This is a genomic window from Halorubrum sp. GN12_10-3_MGM (assembly GCF_005435235.1).
Taxonomy (GTDB): Archaea; Halobacteriota; Halobacteria; order Halobacteriales; family Haloferacaceae; genus Halorubrum; species Halorubrum ezzemoulense.
Genome location: NZ_SGUB01000014.1, coordinates 40367 through 56340, shown reverse-complemented (window position 1 = coordinate 56340; position 15974 = coordinate 40367). Strand labels below are relative to the sequence as shown.

The 15974-nt window shown below is 54.0% G+C and carries 15 protein-coding genes and 2 pseudogenes; 10 read left to right on the top strand and 7 right to left on the bottom strand.

Going from position 1 to position 15974, the window contains the following annotated elements; genetic code table 11:
• The first annotated feature begins 21 nt into the window (after positions 1–21).
• Positions 22–846, top strand: a complete 825-nt coding sequence (locus EXE47_RS11535; RefSeq protein WP_137689250.1) for an IS5 family transposase — start codon at positions 22–24, stop codon at positions 844–846.
• Between the two features lie 2 nt (positions 847–848).
• Positions 849–1505: pseudogene (locus EXE47_RS11530) on the top strand (IS1595 family transposase); the annotation flags it as partial.
• Positions 1506–1522: 17 nt separating this feature from the next.
• Here the strand turns inward: EXE47_RS11530 and EXE47_RS18445 are convergent.
• The gene (locus EXE47_RS18445) at positions 1523–1666 is read right to left on the bottom strand and encodes a hypothetical protein (RefSeq protein WP_158293602.1); all 144 of its coding nucleotides are present in this window, start codon (positions 1664–1666) and stop codon (positions 1523–1525) included.
• Between the two features lie 435 nt (positions 1667–2101).
• Between EXE47_RS18445 and EXE47_RS11525 the strand changes: the two genes are divergently transcribed.
• Together EXE47_RS11525 and EXE47_RS11520 are read left to right on the top strand one after the other, a co-directional pair.
• On the top strand, positions 2102–2554 hold the full coding sequence (locus tag EXE47_RS11525) for a PaaX domain-containing protein (protein ID WP_137708325.1): 453 nt from the start codon (positions 2102–2104) through the stop codon (positions 2552–2554).
• 9 nt (positions 2555–2563) lie between these two features.
• On the top strand, positions 2564–2929 hold the full coding sequence (locus EXE47_RS11520) for a type II toxin-antitoxin system PemK/MazF family toxin (RefSeq protein WP_137708324.1): 366 nt from the start codon (positions 2564–2566) through the stop codon (positions 2927–2929).
• Positions 2930–3224: 295 nt separating this feature from the next.
• On the opposite strand, the gene EXE47_RS11515 is transcribed toward EXE47_RS11520, so the two are convergent.
• The gene (locus EXE47_RS11515) at positions 3225–4532 is read right to left on the bottom strand and encodes a hypothetical protein (RefSeq protein ID WP_137708323.1); all 1308 of its coding nucleotides are present in this window, start codon (positions 4530–4532) and stop codon (positions 3225–3227) included.
• 123 nt (positions 4533–4655) lie between these two features.
• Between EXE47_RS11515 and EXE47_RS11510 the strand changes: the two genes are divergently transcribed.
• Together EXE47_RS11510 and EXE47_RS11505 are read left to right on the top strand one after the other, a co-directional pair.
• Positions 4656–5360 carry a hypothetical protein gene (locus EXE47_RS11510; RefSeq protein WP_137708322.1) on the top strand — a complete coding sequence of 235 codons (705 nt, stop codon included), beginning with the start codon at positions 4656–4658 and terminating at the stop codon, positions 5358–5360.
• A gap of 358 nt (positions 5361–5718) precedes the next feature.
• Positions 5719–5862 (top strand): annotated as a pseudogene (locus EXE47_RS11505) (ISH3 family transposase); the annotation flags it as partial.
• 99 nt (positions 5863–5961) lie between these two features.
• Here the strand turns inward: EXE47_RS11505 and EXE47_RS11500 are convergent.
• Positions 5962–6498 (bottom strand): hypothetical protein, encoded by a 537-nt coding sequence (locus tag EXE47_RS11500; protein WP_137708340.1) that lies wholly within the window; start codon positions 6496–6498, stop codon positions 5962–5964.
• A 297-nt stretch (positions 6499–6795) separates the two neighbouring features.
• On the opposite strand from EXE47_RS11500, the gene EXE47_RS11495 reads away from it, so the two are divergent.
• From EXE47_RS11495 to EXE47_RS11485, 3 genes are all read left to right on the top strand, one after another.
• Entirely contained in the window at positions 6796–8526 is a 1731-nt protein-coding gene (locus EXE47_RS11495; RefSeq protein WP_137708321.1) for a transposase, read from the top strand.
• 548 nt (positions 8527–9074) lie between these two features.
• A complete protein-coding gene (locus EXE47_RS11490; RefSeq protein WP_137689034.1) occupies positions 9075–9851 on the top strand; it encodes an ABC transporter ATP-binding protein in 777 nt (258 codons plus the stop codon).
• Entirely contained in the window at positions 9848–11458 is a 1611-nt protein-coding gene (locus tag EXE47_RS11485) for a hypothetical protein (protein ID WP_137692381.1), read from the top strand. The genes EXE47_RS11490 and EXE47_RS11485 overlap by 4 nt, the downstream gene beginning before the upstream one ends.
• Before the next feature lie 223 nt (positions 11459–11681).
• Here EXE47_RS11485 and EXE47_RS11480 read toward each other — a convergent pair whose 3' ends face one another.
• Together EXE47_RS11480 and EXE47_RS11475 are read right to left on the bottom strand one after the other, a co-directional pair.
• Positions 11682–12113: a hypothetical protein gene (locus tag EXE47_RS11480; RefSeq protein ID WP_238992139.1), complete on the bottom strand. Its 432-nt coding sequence runs from the start codon at positions 12111–12113 to the stop codon at positions 11682–11684.
• Positions 12113–12946 (bottom strand): ParA family protein, encoded by an 834-nt coding sequence (locus tag EXE47_RS11475; RefSeq protein WP_137708320.1) that lies wholly within the window; start codon positions 12944–12946, stop codon positions 12113–12115. Before EXE47_RS11475 ends, EXE47_RS11480 begins: the two co-directional genes overlap by 1 nt.
• Positions 12947–13910: 964 nt before the next feature.
• On the opposite strand from EXE47_RS11475, the gene EXE47_RS11470 reads away from it, so the two are divergent.
• Complete coding sequence (locus EXE47_RS11470; protein WP_137708319.1) at positions 13911–14117, top strand: hypothetical protein; 207 nt, start codon at positions 13911–13913, stop codon at positions 14115–14117.
• Between the two features lie 233 nt (positions 14118–14350).
• On the opposite strand, the gene EXE47_RS11465 is transcribed toward EXE47_RS11470, so the two are convergent.
• Entirely contained in the window at positions 14351–15343 is a 993-nt protein-coding gene (locus tag EXE47_RS11465) for a transposase (protein ID WP_137708318.1), read from the bottom strand.
• A 143-nt stretch (positions 15344–15486) separates the two neighbouring features.
• The gene (locus EXE47_RS11460; RefSeq protein ID WP_137708317.1) at positions 15487–15768 is read right to left on the bottom strand and encodes a helix-turn-helix transcriptional regulator; all 282 of its coding nucleotides are present in this window, start codon (positions 15766–15768) and stop codon (positions 15487–15489) included.
• Positions 15769–15974 lie beyond the last annotated feature (206 nt).

Genomic DNA, 15974 nt, shown 5'->3' with positions numbered 1-15974 from the left:
GCCGAGGAAATCGAACCTACCATGGAAATCGATATCCTCGACTTCATCGAGCAGTGTCGTCACCTAGCTAAACAAGCGTTGGGGAAGCACGCGGGCGAGCCCGCCAGCGGCGGGTTCGCCCGCTGGGTCCACGTCGTCCTTCACTGTTTTCGGGTCGAAGAGACCCACAGCTACCGTGAAACGCCGAATCGGCTGAAGTACATGGACGAGGTTCGTGACGCTCTCGACCTAGATCGGGACGAGCTCCCCGATCACACGACGATCTACAAGTCGTTTGATCGGCTGAAAATGTGGGTGTGGCGGGCGCTGCTGCGCGTCTCCGCGCAGCAGCACCCGCAGTCCGGCCACGCTGCGCTCGACAGCACGTTTTTCGACCGGCGACGTGCGTCATCGTACTTCCGCCAGCGGGCAGGACGGACGATACAGACGCTGAAAGTGACGACATTGACCGATGTGGAATCGCTTGCTGTTCTCGATGTTCACATCAACGCACGGTGGAAGCATGATACGAAGACCGGACCGCAGGTCGTCCGCCGAAACGCGGACGACCTGCAGTCCATCGCCGCCGATAACGGCTTCCAAGACTGGCATACCGAGTACGAAATCGCCGCACACGGCGTTGAGTATCTTGTTCACTATCGCGGTTCGTCAGCGAAAGCAGCCGCGAACAACGCGCTCAACCAAGCAAATGGCTACGCTCAGCGGTGGATGGCCGAAACATCCTACTCGACAACGAAGCGCTCGCTCGGCGATGCCGTGCGAGCGCTGGGCTGGTATCGACAGTTCCGTGAAATCGTCCTGATGTTCGCTATCACTAACATAGAACCGCTGTGTGAGCCTCTATAACTGTGACTCAGCGTCTATTCAACACAGCAGTTCACACGGCGATCCGAGATGTGGAAGCCGCGGTTCAGCGCGGCTTCCCCGTCGTTTGGGAGCTACTCGATCAGACCATTGATGGACCGGCACAGGTCGACGAATCCGGGAAAGTCTGTTCAGGCTACAAAGGCCAAGAGCCGCCGCGGAACAGCCGTTCTCGCGGCGGCTCATCCCAAACTGGCCGGTCACGCTGGCGAGGGCGTCACGGTGATCAGCTGACGCTCGTCGCGGCGTGTCGCGACTCGCTTCGGGTGATTCGCGGCCAACGTGGCATCGACTACGAAGGCGATCTCGTTCCAGTAATTCAGGAGGCTGAAGACCTCTCCCAGGGGCTGGGAGAGGTCTGGACAGACGGTCTCCAAGCGTATCGAGAGATGGATCGCGATCACCGAACGGTTGTCCACAAAGAGCGGTATGTATCGCCCGACGGCGTCCACATCAACCAAGTTGAGTGCCTGTTTTCGCTCGCTCAACCATGGCTCCGGAAGTTCCGCGGCCTGTCCAAGCGGGGCTTGGAACAGGCCGCTCACACGTTCGGCCTCATCAGATCGTTGAACCTCACCGGCGTATCCGTCGATATCACCATCGATTGCCTTGTTATGGGGGCTTTCTGCAGTTCTACATAAGAGCGAGATTCGCGTTCTCACCAGTCGCCGACGGTCTGTTCGTTGATGTCGACGGTGAAGGTGACTCCGCAACTACAGTGGACGCCGATCTGGTCCGACTGCGTCGTCATGTGCTCTTTCGAGACCCCGCACCCCGGACAGTCGACGGCGAACGTGGCCATATAGACGATTAGTCGGGAGGGCTGAAAACAGTGGAGTCCCACACATTAGGATAGCCTGAGTTATCTCGCATTCTAGCACTAAAGTCACCGGAAACCTGGTGTCTGGCGCGTTCACACCCTCGAGGAGGTTGATCCTCTTGTCTCGAAGCCGGGGTAAACACGCCTCAATCCGGGATCGATCAGCGGGAACACCCCGTTATCGAAGTGAAGTATATCGCATCTCGCTATATGATATCTGACTCTGAAGACCCCACAGATTCGGCGTTTGGATTTCTACAAACCACCAACCAGACGACAGATGGTGCGTCTCGCACTTGGCCTGATTGCCAACAGGCCGGAGGGTGCCGTTACAGCGTGGTTGACTCTCAGCGCCTCACCTTCCCAAACAGTTATCACCTACAATCGCCTACAGTCAACTACAAAGAGGCTTCCACCATGCCTGTCGACCTTCGAACTCACGACCCATCCGACGACGTCCATATCAACCCGCGTACGAACAAGGCTGCCATTATCCGCCTCCTCTATACGAATCCCAACTACGGGTTCACCCCCTCTGAGATCCACAACCGGCTTGATGACATCCCAAAGGGAAGTATCACGGGCACGCTCACCCGTCTTCTCAACGACGGCGACATCGGCAAGACCGCTGACGGCTACTACCACGCCCTCGAGAGCCGTGATGACCTCCGGCGATTCGCTCGCGGCCTCGTTCAAGTTCAGACCCTCACCGACCGCTACGACGATGACTTCACTCCTGACGATATCGAGCAAACGGACGACCACCCCACGAGCAACACACACTCCGAGACCAGACAGCACAGCAGTGCCAGCGAAGAACCTGTACCCGAAGACTGGATTGAGAGCGTCGACGACTCCGAGCAGGCGTAGCGACTCGATATGACATGGTATTTTCAGGGCAGTCTCGTCTTTGCGGTCGACCCGACGGGAGCTCATACGAACCCACGGCCTGTCGTTGTCATCTCAGATGCTGACCGGCCCTACCTGGAAGAGGAAGCAACTGTCGTTTGTCTCGGCACGAAGGCCGACGAGCGGTACAAGCACTCAACGCCTGTTCTCCCGAACGATGTCATCAACAATGCCCACCTCAAGAAGACTACGTACGTCCTCCCGTGGGCGATCTATACGATCTCTCTCTCCAGTATAGACGATACTCTTCCACGGGGACGACTCACCGACGAAGGTATGGACCTCATCTCAGACGCTGTCGACAATATGATTCGACCGTGTCCGCCGTCAACGTGAAAAGTCGCATCGTCTACTTGACATTTATTGTGGATTTCGGAGAGAAACGTCGAGTGGATTATATATCTATTCACCAGTTCTGTTACCAGCTCTTCCTTAGAACAGTCTCTAAGTTCTTTTGACATAGCAAATAATTAATGTATCTTTATTGGCAATGGTCTTTTCATCGGTTGAGAGATTTTGCGAAATTTGAGGCGTGTTTGGAGGGTCGAGGGGTAGGATAGATGGGTCTATTCGGCGTTGAGTTTCAGGAAATACAGGATTATCCGAAACTTGATGAAATGAAAATCAGTATCTAAGAGATAGTCGGTGTGTCGGGATGAGGCTCGTCCAAGATCGGTTTGAATTCAATCTCTCCAGCAGAGTTGATATCGTCGTTTTCATCGTATATCATCCCTCCAATCGTACCCTCGTCGGTCGTACCCCAGTAGTTATTCGTAGCTGTCATTCCAGCATTGTCGTATCCAGAGGGTAATTTCAGTACGACATTATTAGTCATTTCGTGGAACGAATTATATTCTACAACCGTCTCTGATTTCCCAAGACTATTCCAGTTATTGATTAGTCCGCCGTAGACTGCCTCTTCTCCTCCCTTGAACACATTATGTCTAATATTGACTGTCACAGTCTCATTGAGAGTTCGGCTGTCGTGTCCTACAGAAAAACCTCCTGAATTGATGAATTTATTATATTCTATATTAACTTCCGAACGTGGGATATTCTCCCTGTATGAGGTGTCTTTGTACGGATACCAAATATAAGAAGAACCAACGTTCTGTAATTCCGAACGACGTAGATTGAATCCACCATGTCCTCTTTCCCAGAATGGGCCTGTATTTCTGATCAAACAATACTCGGCATTTAAGAACGCTTCTGGAGAGGAACCATCGGCATCGAATACTGTAGGACGACGACCCGCCCTCCCATCAATAGTTATCCTATCTGACGACGAACCTTTAGCGACAATATCTCCATGGAGTAAGAATAGCGAGTCTCGACCATTTTCCTCGCTTGCCCAGATATTCACACCCTGTTCAATCGTGAGAGTAGCTCCTTCTGCAACTTGTACAGTCTGGACAATGGTATATGGTCCTTCATCCGTCGTCCACGTCGTATCCGAGTCGATTACACCTCCTACTTCCGTAGCTACTGTCTCGAAACTCGTTTGCAGATTTCCAACTGAAACAGAGTACGTTTTCGGTCGGTCAGTTTCTACTTCGAATTCTACTGTCGAAGATTGGTCGCCTTCAAGCTCTACGTCTTTTGAGTCTACTTCCTCATTGTCTACTATGAGTCCAATTGTCCGTGTTCCGATTTCTTCGCCCTCGTTAATGACTTCTACAGTGACTTGAACGGACTCACCTGCAGAAACAGACGGCGACGAAACCGAGAGGTCCTTTACGGAGAGATTGGCGGGCTCTGGAGTTTCTGTCTCGGTCTCAGTCTCTGTTTCTGGTTCCTCCGTGGTTTCTTGTGTATCTGTTTCCTCAGTCGGTTTTGTTGTATTGTCGGTTGACGGATTCTCAGTATCTTCACTATCCGACGTACATCCTGCTATAGTAGAGAGACTAGCGACTGAGATTAGATACTTCCGTCTATTCATACCAAGTGGTTGGTTAGAAATCACATATAGTTGTTGTCGTTGGTGTGGTGGGGTTAGTTCTAGAGATCTAGTTTAGCGGTTCAGTTAGAACATTCACATAGCTGGCTGATTAAGTGGATAGATATGGACGATTCCAAGACAGACAAAGAAATGACTGTTCAGGAGTATGTGTTCACATTAGTCGAACAAGCTCCAAGTGATGTTACAAAGGACTCAAATGCACGAGAAGAATTAATTGAACAAGCCTCTGCTGAGTACATCGTATACGCAAATAAAGAGAATATCCAAGATCACGAGTATCACTTCTTGAGTCTAGTTCGGGTTAAAGGTCTTCTAAACGATGCTCAAGAGATCTATGAGAATCAGACAGACGATCTTTTTGAATTAGCCGAACAGGACGATAATGAAGAATATAAAAGAGAGTTAGCAGAGAGTGCTGGTCGGTACTCTGTCGGAAACACCTATTTAGCATTGTATTCGTTGGCGTATGAGACGATGGATGATCTAGTTGAGCTATTAGTACCGAAGATAGTTCCTGAAGACTTGGACGATTCTGTCTCTAACATACTGGTTGATGAAGTAGATAGATACGATAAACGTGCAAATTTACTCTACCAAGCAGAGATCATCAGCGAGGATACCAAAGAGGGGATTGAGCGTATGGGAAATATCCGTAACAAGTTAGTTCACGACGTTGATGAACGCTTTTTTGTCACATTCTTAGACGACACAGATGGCTTCGATCATATCACAGACACACTTAACGAACTATATCAACAGGTCTATGATAAACCAATCTACGTAACCGATAATGAACCGATATTATAAACTTCTCTCCCATCAAAAATAAACATTTGTTTAAGTACTAAGAACTAAAGCGCCAAATCTAACAACATATACTATGTATATGTTAACAATTTAACTTGACAAAACTAGTCTTCCTCTTCAAACTCCTCGACCCAGTTCCGTAAAGTCTCGTGAGTTGTGTCGTGACGCTCTACAACGGATCTTAAGCTATCGTCAGATGTTACGTATTCAGCCACCGCTACAGCTTTTCTCGTGTCAACCTCGGATGAATCAGTGTCAACTTCCTCGGTGTCTTCCGATTCATCAACTACAATTTCGAATGGAGTTGTGTCATCAGTCGATCACATCGGCTTAGAGGAAACGTCTGCTTGAGAAGGGTGTGCAACCAACCGAAGCAAACAGCGAGATAGAGGAAGAGCACCTTCTTAATTTTGTCGTCAACAGCCTTGACGAAGAACTTGCGATAGACCTTGGAGAAGACGTCGAGGTCACGACAGAGACGTTGTACGAGGTCCTCGCCGGCGAGGTAACGTTCCCCAGAGCTGACCAGAGATCGAAAACACAGATTCACGCTTTACTGGAGCGATTAGAGAGCTCTCGATGTGATCGACTGAGTTTGTCTTCACTCACTATTCTCTTCGGATTGGTCGTCTGTGATGGGCTCGAGGGAGTCTTCCATCCGTTCGAAATGAGCTTCACGGGCCGCTTCCTCTGATGGCTCTTTCTGCACGACAGACGTGCCCTCGGGCAGCTCTACATCTTCATCCACCAATGGATCTACGTCGACTACCATTTTGCGAATCTCCATATCCCGATTTATTTTTCCGACCAGCTGCTCGAACGCCGTCTCACGTTCCTGCCGAATCCGCCGGAGCTCTCGGACCTTCCGCTCGAACTCCGTCTGCACTGCCCAATCATGTACGCGACGTCCGAGGATCGTGAGCGCATACCGCTTCTCTGTCCCATGCTCGGTTGGCCTGTGACTCACCGTGAACACCTCACGCTCAACACCTTCCGAGAGCCGTGAGGACACCGTCGAGCCACTGACCGCGACCGCGTCGACGAGCGCGTTAAACGTTGCTGTCCTCGTCCCGATCTCCGTGATGAGTTCCGCCGCGCCTTTCTTCCGAAGAAATGCCTCGAGTTCGTCTAAGCCCATTGTATCTTCCTGTTCTCCACCTATCACTATAAACCCAACTGAAATATGATTCAAACTGATTCTTGACCCATACTGAATTGTGATCACAACCAGTTCTCTAACTACAGCGCGCATACCTATTGATATGACTCTCGCCATAAGCATAGAGCAGACCAACGACGGTAATGTCCGACTCTATTTTCACTCCACTCTATACTGTTATTTTCTCCTACGCAGCAGCTATATCTACACTGTATCACTCCAGTCTCCGGTCGATTACAGTCCAGCAGCGGAATGGTTTGTCTTGGAGGTGGCGCAATGCCGACTGACCCGCCGGCTGTCGCTGAGTCAATCATTGTTCACGCGGAGACGCTTTGTGAGCGTGAAGACCATCTCTGGGACGTCATCCAGAAACTCTCAATCCCCATCGACAACCTTGAGGATGCCCGCGATCAGAACCGCGTTAACTTCGGGACCGACGAAATGTTCCGGACGCTCTTATTCAAGGGGATTCGCGGCATCTCCCAGAACGAGTTAGCCCAACGACTCGGTCGGGAGCCGAGCTTAGTCAAGAGCTTTCACCTCGATATCACCGATCTCTCGAATGTACCGACCCAACAAGAGCTCTCGTACGCGCACGCACAATTCAGTGAAGACACCCAGAAAGTCCTCGATCGGACGGTTGTTGGTATCCGACAAGCTGCTCTCGACAACGGTGTTCTCACGGAAGGGCTCGTCCCCTCAGTCCCAACGGATGATGAGGAAGAACCACAGAGTGCGAATGAGTACAAGAAAGAGAAAGCACAGAAGACGCTGAGACTCGCTCGCAAACACGTCATCCCTGAGTTCGACACGCACCGGGCGGCCCACAAGAAGTACTCCGACGAGGTGATGCTGGATATGTTCGCGAGTATCTGTGCGAACAACGGCAGTGCTCATTCGGAAGCCGAGTACGGGTGGCTCACTGATGACGATCTGGTGTGCGACGACTCGACGTTCCTCCGCGCAATCAAGAAGATTGCCATACCAGAGGAGTCCGACGGCCAGCTCACGTTCGAGGATTTCGAGGATGACGATTCGATGCCCGAGATCGACCAGATTCGGGATGCGACTATGACGGCGTTCGACGCCGCCACCGAGAACATCATCAACTCTATTCGCGGCGACGATCCCTTCGACTCACGCGAAACCGTTGCAGCGATCGACATCACCCACGAGCAATTCCACGTCTGGCCGTGGGAAGACAAGGAAGCGGGAATCGCGAAGCCAGACTACCCGAAGATGGTGAGTGGATACAAGAAGGACGGCGAGTACAAACGCGGCTACAAGTACGCGACGATAACCTTGGTCGGAGATCACGCACCGATCGTCCTCGGTATCGAGCCTGTGAAAGAGGACTCTAGATGGGAGCCCGACGATTCGCCATCGTACTCGAAGGCTGAGCTAGTGAGTCGACTGTTGGACCGTGCTGAACAGTTCGTTGATCTGGATACGGTGATGTTCGATCGTGGGTTCCACGCCAAGCGTGTGTACGCAGACGTTCACGATCGCGGGCTCACGTACCTCTCGCCAGTCCCGAGATATGAAGATGACTTGGCGGCGATTCAGGATATTCAGGCGCATCCGGCGGCAGACGAAGCCGTCATACACGACGTTCCGGTTGAAATCGATGGCGAGGTACACCACGAGGCGGAGTATCTCTATACGCCGAGTACGAGCGATGATGCTGACGGAAAGTACGCGGTGTTCGTAACGAACCAGGACCGCGTCGAGCCCAAGGAGATCTCGAGTGTCGTGAACGGGTATAGTCGGCGGTGGGATATCGAGAATCAGTACAAGTCGATCAAGGATTTCATGCCGAAGACATCGTCGACGGACTACCGGCTTCGGCTGTGTAACTTCGCGCTGTCAACGCTGATCTATAACCTGTGGCGGCTCACAGACTATCTGATCAAGGTCGCGCTCGACGAGCCGATCCGATCACCGCCAGTGATCACGGCAAGGACGTTCGTGCGAGCGTTGGGCGACTTCCTGCGTGAGTTCGGGTAACGCTTTTCTCACTCCGGGTTTACCGATTCGGTAGCAGCTGCTCTCTCGATATTTGCGGATTTTTGTAGATTTTTGCTTCTTCTACCAGATCGTATAGGTATATTCGGTCAGTGATCTGAGCTCGACCGGTTTTCGGGGCGATTTTCGTCTTACTGGCTCGTGGAATTCCCAGTTTCGTTTGTAGGTTTATAAGCACGCGAAGAATGTGAGACCCCACAACCTCGGAGGATAGATTTGATGCGTGCCTTTCATTCTCTACATGTGGGTGTGAAATAGGAGCAGTCGGGGGATTTGGTTTTCCTTTCACTCAGAAAACTTTTCTAACGTACATACCCGATGTCAATTCGAAAAGCACCAGACAGGAGCCTAACCAGCCTCGTTCGACGTGAAATTAAGCCACGCATCACAACCCAAACTCCGAAACTCTGGAGCGATCACGCCATCTACTCGCGTCGTTATCTACCCATGCGGCATCACCTCATACGTGTGACCGGAAGATGATTCCGAAACGCATAGAGGATCGGTTCGGGAAATGACATCCGTTACGTATGCCCTCCACCCACGACGAATCCGCCATTCTGGCGACCGATCTCCGGAAGACCTACAGCTCAGAAGTCGCCCTCGACAGTCTCACGCTCGACATCCCGCACGGGACCGTCTACGGCTTTCTCGGCCCGAACGGTGCGGGGAAGACAACGACGATGCGGCTCCTTACCGGTCTCAGCGATCCGGACAGCGGATCGGTACGCGTCTGTGGCGTCGACCCGAGCGACCGGCGTGCGATCGCCGGTCGGGTCGGCTACCTCCCTGAGACGCCGCCGTTGTACGACGAGTTCAGCGCCCGCGAACAACTCGAATACGTCGCCGATCTTCGCGACATTTCGCGGTCCGTTGCCCGAGAGCGCATCGGCGAGTACCTTGACCAATTCGGCTTAGCCGGTGACGCGGATAGGCGGATCGACGGGTATTCGAAGGGAATGAAACAGAAGACTGCGTTCATACAGAGCGTCCTGCACGAACCGGATGTCCTGTATTTAGACGAACCGACATCGGGGCTTGACCCCCGAGCGGCGCGCACTATCCGGGAATCGATCATCGCGTTTGCCGACGCAGGGACCACGGTGTTCCTCTCAACACACATTCTTCCGGTGGTCGAAGCCGTCGCTGACGAAGTCGGGGTGTTGTTTGACGGAAGACTCGTCACCGAGGGGACCCCCGCTGAAGTACAGGCCCGTGCGGAGACTGGCGAGAGTGGATCCCTCGAAGACGCGTTCCTCGCCGTCACGAGCGAACCCGAAACGGACGCGGCCTCTCGGAGAGAATGAGCGTCCGACAGGACGTTCGCCACGGGCTCCGAATTGGGCGAGCGGAGTTCGTCCGAAGCCTCCGTGGGTACCTCGGAAACCCTCGTCGAGTCCTTGGACTCCTGCTCACGGCGCTGTTCTTCGGCGGCGCACTCCTGTTCGCGCTGCCAACGGCGTATGTGCTCGGGCAAACCGCGCGCTCCGTGGCGGCAGTCCCGTTCTTTGCGCCCGCTGCGACGCTCGTACCTCTCGGTCTCCTGTCGGTATCGGTGTTTCGGACCCTCGAACGACTCGGACACATCGACGGTGCGGATTTCGTCCTGCTGGCGGTTCACCCGCGAGCAGTCGTTATCGGGCTCATCACAGCGGAGGTGGGACGGCTTTCCCTGTGGTTCGGGATCCCGATCGGGGCAGTGGTCGTCACATTCGCACTCGGAATGGGCTCGCCGCTGCTCGTTGCTTTGGGCGGGGCGGTCACGCTGCCGCTCGTTTGCTGTGCCGCCGTCTGGGGGTACGCCGGGGGAATTGCTGTGCTGCGACTCCTGCGGAAACTCCCAAACCTTCGCCGTCTCCTGAAAGGGGTCGGTATCCTCGCGATGGTCGGACTCGTCGTCGCGTCGCAGTTCGCCGGGCAGTTCATCGTTGAATCCGACCTCTCAGTGCAACGGCTGTTGTCGACAGTAGCGTTCGATCCCCTCGTGGAATACGTTGCACTCGCGTTCGTCGGAACACCAGTCTCCAGACCGACCTCCCTAGGGGCGGTGGCGGTGCTCGCGGCGTTAATCGCTCTCACGCCGGTCGGTCTCGCCGTCTCGACCAAGCAGGTTTCTACGCTCTGGTTCACCGATTCAGTCGGTAACAACGAGTCGACGCAGGTGCGGCGATCGAGTGGCGGATTCTCTGCCCCACAGCCGTTCGCATGGACTAAACCCAGTCGTATCGCGTGGGGGATTCTCGTGCGCGGTCGCCGTGATCCGGCGGAGTTGAGTCATCTCTTGATTGCCGTCTTTTTTATCGCACCCTTTGGGACGATGTTTCTCGAGTTTTCGGGCGACGCCCTCGGACCCCTCATCACTGGAGGCGGCGTCGTTCTCGCAACATACCTCTCAGGCGCAACCTTTGGGTTGAACCCGCTTGGGGACGATCGGCCGCAACTACCGTTCCTCCTTCTCACCGAGACATCATCCGCGGCTCTCGTCCGTGGAAGGCTCCTCGCCGGTGTTGCGGTTGGAGTGCCGATCGCTGTTCTCAGCTCGTTCGTCTCGATCCTTTTCGGGATAACGGTGCTTGAGGCGGTGGCGACCGCCGCCGTCGGAGTTGTAATGTGTCTCGCTGCGTCAATGTTCGCGGTCGGCATCGGCTCGGCGTACCCCATCTACGAGGAGCGCGAGTTCTGGGGGACGGAAACGGTCGTCCCGTCGACGCTCGTCATGATGGTGTACCTGTTCGTTGTGGGGGGCGGAACGGTTCTTGGGCTGTTCGTGACGTGGTTCGCAGTCACCGGAAACGTCGTGTTGACGCCTGTATTCGGCGTGCTCTTCGGTACGTATCTACTGTTGACAGGCGGCGTTTCGTATGGTTCCTACCGCTATGCGCTCCGGCGGTACCGACGCTATACCCTGGCGTGACCACGCCGTTTCAGATGGGCTGTCCGCCGAGCACACCTGCTGTCAAGCCGATTGATGACACACCGGTGGGACATTCCACCTTGTGAGCCCTGCGAGGTCAACAGCCTCGGGGTCAAGCCCCGTGGCATCTGCCTTGTTGATCTGTGAACTGTTCGGCGTCCCCAATTGGGGCGCGCTCGGTGATATCCCTCTAGAGTGATAGCACGGGCCGTACTGATACCGGTCACTCGATGTCGTAGCCCCACTCTCGAAGGACATCGGCGACTTCGTCTAGATGTTCCATTCCGACGAGATACGCCGCCTCTCGGGCGTCAGTGAGTTCGACATCGTCACCAAGTCGTTCTTCAAGCGCAGGCCGGAGCTCCCGACGTTCCCGCTTTACGGTGTGTTCTGTGTAGTGGATCGTCTTGTGGTCCCGATCGTCTTTCACTCCATCGCGACGGTGGATCCACGGCAGCGTCGCCTCGACATCACCGGGATGATCTGGGACGCCCGGCATCGCTGTCGTCGAATCTGGCTCTCCGGTTTCCTCGTGGAGGTCCTCGTGGTGGGGCTCAGGAGCCGGATTCGCAGAGTCTTCGTCAACGTTGTCCTCCTGATCGTCATCGTCTGCGAACGGGTCATCGCCGGCACCGGACTTCATCCCGTTCGGCATCAGGCGCTCACCTCCTCAAGATGTCGTGCCAGCGTGTGGAGCTGCTCAAGCGTCTCCATTTCGTGATCGCGCTTTCGGTCGCGGACCTCATCGACGTACGAGAACGCCGTCCGCTGGGCGTCCCAACACCCCTCAAACAGTGACGCCCGCTCACCGATCGCGACCGGCGCATCGTAGCCGAGTTCGCGGATCCGTTCGAGGTAGCGTTGCTGGTCCGCGGTCCGACCGACGCCGTTCGGAACGACCGCAAGGACGCCGACCGTCACACCGACTGTGTCCTCAAAGCCCTGGACGACGTCGCGAAGCCCCTCGATCGACTGTATCCCCTTCCCGGTCGGCTCTAGTGGGATCACAAGCGAACGCGTCGCGGCGATTGCGTTGTAGAGGTGTGGGCCCGCGGTCGCCGGCGGATCGACGACAATTGTGTCGTACTCGTCGGGGATGCCGGCGTCGAGTAGCACTTCTCGGAGCCGGTCCCAGCGGTCGAACTCCTCGCCGAGGTCCTCCGCCATTGACTCTGCCCGGCCGAGGAGATCGCCGAGATTCTCCAGCATGTTGTGGCTTGGTACGAGGTCGAATCCGTATGCTGTCTCCTCGACGAGCTCATGGAAGTCACCCTTCGGCCGGTCGATAAGATGTCGGGCGATGTTGTCGGCGTCGCCGTCCTCACGTGGGGCATCGACGCCGAGGAGGTACGTGAGCGAGCCGTTCTGTGGGTCAAGATCGATCGCGAGGACATCGCGACCGTGCTGGGCGTGGGCGTCTGCGAGATTCGACGCGAGTGTCGTCTTCCCGACGCCCCCAGCCTCTGAGTACGTCGTGTACGTGAGCATGTTATATTAGTTGGACTGTCTGATAATAAAGACACGTCAGACAAACTATCTGGTCTAACTAGTTGTACTAACTAGTACAACTATATGGAGCGATAGTATAACTACTTAGTACAACTGATCAGACTAACTGATTAGTGTGGCTATTTCTGCTATGAGTAGTGAATTGCCACTCCCACATTCGCTATCTCAATAGCAAGTCGTATAGGCTGTTCTTTAGATCATATCTACTGATGAGTGCGCCGCTGCGTGACATCAGATTGGTTCGTAATGGTGAGCAGCAGCGCGCTCCAAACCTCATCGGTCTCGACGAATCAGTTACCACGGTTGATGGAACACGATACACTGTCGTGGTCGCTGTTCGTACCGCCCGAGAGAACGATATCTCCCTTCTTCGGGCTCTGATTGATAATGACCTCTACCCGTTTGAGCACAAGTCATCGTCACTGCTCCGTTACGGCGGTGTCTCCCCACAAGAGCGTGCTACACGGGTTCAAGGACTTATTGAGGATCTTCGACATCTCCCGGTTTCTTGGAGCGCTATCCTTTGGGAAGGTTCGCATCGGGCTGCTGAACTCGCAACATGTGCGGTTACTGCTGCGAAAAAATCGATTACCAATCCACTGCAGACCGGAGACATCGCACATGGATGTGGTCGGACAGCCTTTCTTCATGAGAGGGTGTCATAGAACTGTTCCCACATCCGGATCAAGATCGCTCAACACAAGACGGATACCGTACATAGAATCATCTCCAGACGTGACTTAGGTTGTAACGGTCAACACAGTGAACAATAGACAGTCATCGACAGAGTATCGCGGTAGTGAGGAATCAGGCGATACCGTCGATCGAATGTGGGTGGTCGAATTTTATCCTGCCAGTACCCAATCACAGGAACACTTTGCTCGTTTTGAAACAGTACCTCGATTTTTAATAAGAGTCACAATCACACCCTACACACCCCAGAATGATCGACGACATACTCGCGGTGCTGCTTGATATCGTCGTAGCATTCATTCCAAATAGCGTATGGAAAATTCTTGCGTTCGTGATCGGAGCCATAGCGACAGCAGCCGGTGTGGTCATGGTTGGCGAATCGCTGTGGACAGGTGGGGCGTTGATCGCTGTCGGCGTATTTTTGTTAACCGGATCAATAATCTCGTGGTATCGATGACTGACACACACGCGCTGTGACCAGCAGGATCACCGTACCGACCGAGCGGCTCCGTAGCGACTCGATTATAGAGAATCGAGGAGAGTACCTGCGCTTTCAGGCCTGTCTCCTACTCATAAGTTGGAGCGTGAGTCGTTTCAGTGCGGTCTTTTTACCGTACGCTTATCAGGGTGTCATAGAACAATTCACATACTCGCTTTATACCAGTCTATGAGCGTGTCATAGAATCCATCTCATAGCTTCTCACAGCCCGGTCGGTTTCCGCGCTCGTAGTTGGTGATGGCAATAACGAGCCGTAGGCACAGCGCAACGAACACTTCTGTTCGTGCGTGGACGCGGCCTCGGGCGCGGACGTGCCCGAGGCCGCAGTCCTTGACTGCGTCGTTGGTTCGTTCAATTCCTGTCCGGTTGGTGTACGTCTCGTCTAACGTTGATTGCTTCAACTGGACATCCTCGCTGTATTCTTCGATGCGATCTTCGACCCTGTACTCGATGTCTAGTGGGTCGTCAGCGTTTCGCGGATTGTACGGAGCGACTGGCACGACCCCTGCGGCCAGCAGGTGGTCGTGCCAGTCGAGGATGTCGTACGCGCTGTCTCCAAGCATCCACGTTGGTGTCTCGACGGCGAGCGCGTCACGTGTGACGCGCATCGCCGTCTCCTGACCGGCTTGTTTAGTTTGTGTGAATTCCGCTGCTATCGGGATCTTTGAGCCGGTTGAGACGATCGTACAGCCGAACCCGTAGTAGTGCTCTTCGGCTGTAGGGTTGTAGTTCCACGAGGCAGCGTCGTTGTATTGGATCGCTTCGACGTGAGTCGAATCGATAGAGTACGTAGAGTCGAGCAGGCCGCGAGCGGCGGCCTGCTCGACGAGTCTGTCGAAGATATCGTCAACAACGTGTTCGAGATCGGTGAGAAAGCGATCAATCGTATCTCTCGATGGCGGTTTGTCGAGTCCGCAGTAGTACCAGACGAGGCTGTGGCGGAGCTCTCGTGTAACTGGACGTGTGCCGTAGACGTTCTCGTAGTAGCAGTGGAGAAAGCCGCAAAAGAGATCTGGTGGCTGATGGACTCGTGTTCGCCCCCGCTTCGAGGGGGCGAACACGTCGTACTCTCTGAGAAACTGGAACTCAAGGTATTCAAACAGCGGTACTGTTTCGGTAGCCGCCGCATTCAAGAAGTCGTCTACCGAAGCCACATTTTGCAGGGTTGCGCTGGTGTTGGACACACTTTCCGCACCCTGCCGCTTCGTACGTGACGCTTTCTATGACACGCTCGTTTACACTACCAATCGCTCAGTACAGGGAATTCAGAGCCTACAATCCCCTATTAATTACCGGGAGTGATCTGTACCCGAGTACAGCAGTTCACTCACTCGTCGTGGTCAATATATGCGGCTTCCCATTCAGCCCGAGCTTCAATCTCTCTAGTGCCACGGCGAGTAGTACTGTACTCGTTGGTCCGTCGGTCGCGCTGACTTTTTTCGATAAGTCCCTTCTCAACGAGCGTGTCGAGGTTGGGATAGAGCCGACCATGATGGATCTCTTTTTCGTAGTAGTCCCCGAGTTCGTCTTTGATCGCGAGTCCGTGGGGGTCATCAAGTCCGGCAACTACGTACAGCAGATCGCGCTGAAAGCCAGTGAGATCGTACATGTCGCAATGTACTCATTCGAGTTTTGAAATACTACTGATCTATTCAGGGGCTACAAAGTGAGAAAGGTATCTCAGTCTCAAAATCTCTACAAAATAAACAATTTTTATTTTATATTCTGAAATTAAAACATAAAACAAACCATGGTTGGGCGGAACGTGTCGTGCGTATTAAATTTCACCTTGTACACATCAGTTGGCAGCTGACT

Excerpts from the sequence above, each read along its gene's own strand:
- EXE47_RS11535 (WP_137689250.1), top strand. The coding sequence starts at position 22 with ATGGAAATCGATATCCTCGACTTCATCGAGCAGTGTCGTCACCTAGCT.
- EXE47_RS18445 (WP_158293602.1), bottom strand. The coding sequence starts at position 1,666 with ATGGCCACGTTCGCCGTCGACTGTCCGGGGTGCGGGGTCTCGAAAGAG.
- EXE47_RS11525 (WP_137708325.1), top strand. The coding sequence starts at position 2,102 with ATGCCTGTCGACCTTCGAACTCACGACCCATCCGACGACGTCCATATC.
- EXE47_RS11520 (WP_137708324.1), top strand. The coding sequence starts at position 2,564 with ATGACATGGTATTTTCAGGGCAGTCTCGTCTTTGCGGTCGACCCGACG.
- EXE47_RS11515 (WP_137708323.1), bottom strand. The coding sequence starts at position 4,532 with ATGAATAGACGGAAGTATCTAATCTCAGTCGCTAGTCTCTCTACTATA.
- EXE47_RS11510 (WP_137708322.1), top strand. The coding sequence starts at position 4,656 with ATGGACGATTCCAAGACAGACAAAGAAATGACTGTTCAGGAGTATGTG.
- EXE47_RS11500 (WP_137708340.1), bottom strand. The coding sequence starts at position 6,498 with ATGGGCTTAGACGAACTCGAGGCATTTCTTCGGAAGAAAGGCGCGGCG.
- EXE47_RS11495 (WP_137708321.1), top strand. The coding sequence starts at position 6,796 with ATGCCGACTGACCCGCCGGCTGTCGCTGAGTCAATCATTGTTCACGCG.
- EXE47_RS11490 (WP_137689034.1), top strand. The coding sequence starts at position 9,075 with ATGCCCTCCACCCACGACGAATCCGCCATTCTGGCGACCGATCTCCGG.
- EXE47_RS11485 (WP_137692381.1), top strand. The coding sequence starts at position 9,848 with ATGAGCGTCCGACAGGACGTTCGCCACGGGCTCCGAATTGGGCGAGCG.
- EXE47_RS11480 (WP_238992139.1), bottom strand. The coding sequence starts at position 12,113 with ATGCCGAACGGGATGAAGTCCGGTGCCGGCGATGACCCGTTCGCAGAC.
- EXE47_RS11475 (WP_137708320.1), bottom strand. The coding sequence starts at position 12,946 with ATGCTCACGTACACGACGTACTCAGAGGCTGGGGGCGTCGGGAAGACG.
- EXE47_RS11470 (WP_137708319.1), top strand. The coding sequence starts at position 13,911 with ATGATCGACGACATACTCGCGGTGCTGCTTGATATCGTCGTAGCATTC.
- EXE47_RS11460 (WP_137708317.1), bottom strand. The coding sequence starts at position 15,768 with ATGTACGATCTCACTGGCTTTCAGCGCGATCTGCTGTACGTAGTTGCC.